We start from the raw sequence: 1,492 nt of genomic DNA on the forward strand, positions 1-1,492 counted from the left end.
CTGCTCCAGACGGCGGTCATAAGCGCCCAGCCGGCGTTCAACCTCGGGCGTGGTCTGCAAGGAGGCCTCAAGCCCGGTCTTGCGCTGGGACAAGAGCTGCTCCTGGGCGTCCAGCGTGGCCAGTTGCTGGTCCGCCTCTGCCAGCAACCGGCGGGCCGTGGCCGGGCGTTCCGTGGCCTGGGCCTGATCGGCAGCGCGGCGGATTTCGATACGTTCACGGGCGATTTCCAGCAGCCCCTCGTTCATCGTGGCGATTTCGGCCCGGCGGAATTCGATGGTGCCGGGCAAGGTCACGTCGTTTTCATTCCGGTAGGCCGCGATTTCGTCTTCCAGGGCCGCAACCTGATCCGCCAGTGCGGCCTCCTTTTCGGCAAAGAAGCTGAGGGTCTCGCGGGCCTGGTCAATGCGGGTGGCGACGCTGAGTTCGATGGTGCGGCGGCCGAACTCGCTGGCGACTTGCTGCGCCTGCACGGCGGTGGGCATCCGGGCGGTGATGGTCAGCACCGAAATAGTGCCGTCATCGGCAAAGCCTTCACGCGCGGCGGCGACGCCGGTGATGCGGACCGAGTCCCGCAGCAGCGCTACTTTCTGCAAGGGGGTCAGTGCGGCCATGTCCGCGTAAAGGCCGAATTTTTCGATGATTTCCAGCACCGTGCCGCGCGCCATCAGACGTTGTTCGATCAGTTGCATCCGCCGGGCAGAGGAGCCTTCGACCGTTGATTTCGCCAGTTCACCGGCGATCTGCGGCTGGGTGACCTGCAGCACCTCGGCGGTCTCAAATTCATGCTGCTGCCCGGCGGCAAACCAGAGCGACAGCAAACATCCGAGGACAAAGACGCAAGCGATGGTGAACAGCCTGCGCCGCACCATATCCAGGAAATCGCCAAGCGAGTATATCGGCCCCATCTGTCTGCTCTCTTGCGGCTGGTGTTCGCCAGCCGGTTGCCATCCATGTTTTCAGGCAGCCCGCCGGCCGCCGTAGCCCGTATTTTGACCACAGCAACCGGGCAAAACTATGACCCCCGGCTGCGTGGCCGTCAGTTCAGCGGGCTGTCCGCCTTGCGTGCCCGGTTCAAAACCACACCCAGCATTTGCGTATGGCCCGCCAGCATCTTCTCGCAGGCGGCCAATTGGGCGGCAGTGGTGCTGGTGCCGTCCGCAATCAGCAGCACCCCGTCCACCTGCGGCAAAAACGCGGCAGTGTCGTCATGCTCCAGCACCGGCGGCAGGTCGAACAGAGCGGTATCGGCGCCCAGGCGCAGCATCATGTCCTCCAGCACCCCGGTACAGCTGCGGCCATGCAGGATTTCGGCGGCATCCTGATCCGCGGCGCTGTTCAGCCCGACTGTCAGCGACGGCAGCGGGCGCAGCAGCTGATCCTCCATTTGCACCTGGCCGGACAAAAAGCCCGCCAGTTCCCCTGGCGCGGTCATTCCCAAGGCCTGCGCGGCACCGGGGCGGCGGAAGTTCATATCCATCAGCACCGTGCGGC

At 64.9% G+C, this 1,492-nt stretch carries 1 protein-coding gene and 1 pseudogene; both read right to left on the minus strand.

Annotation, left to right across the window (positions count from 1 at the left end; all coding sequences use genetic code 11):
• The coding region (locus A2I95_RS37265) for a DUF874 domain-containing protein (RefSeq protein WP_291737496.1) at positions 1-906 on the minus strand (906 nt) is incomplete at its 3' end.
• A gap of 131 nt (positions 907-1,037) precedes the next feature.
• A pseudogene (locus tag A2I95_RS37270) lies at positions 1,038-1,492 on the minus strand (exopolysaccharide biosynthesis protein); the annotation flags it as partial.

Source organism: Leisingera sp. F5, from assembly GCF_001593695.1.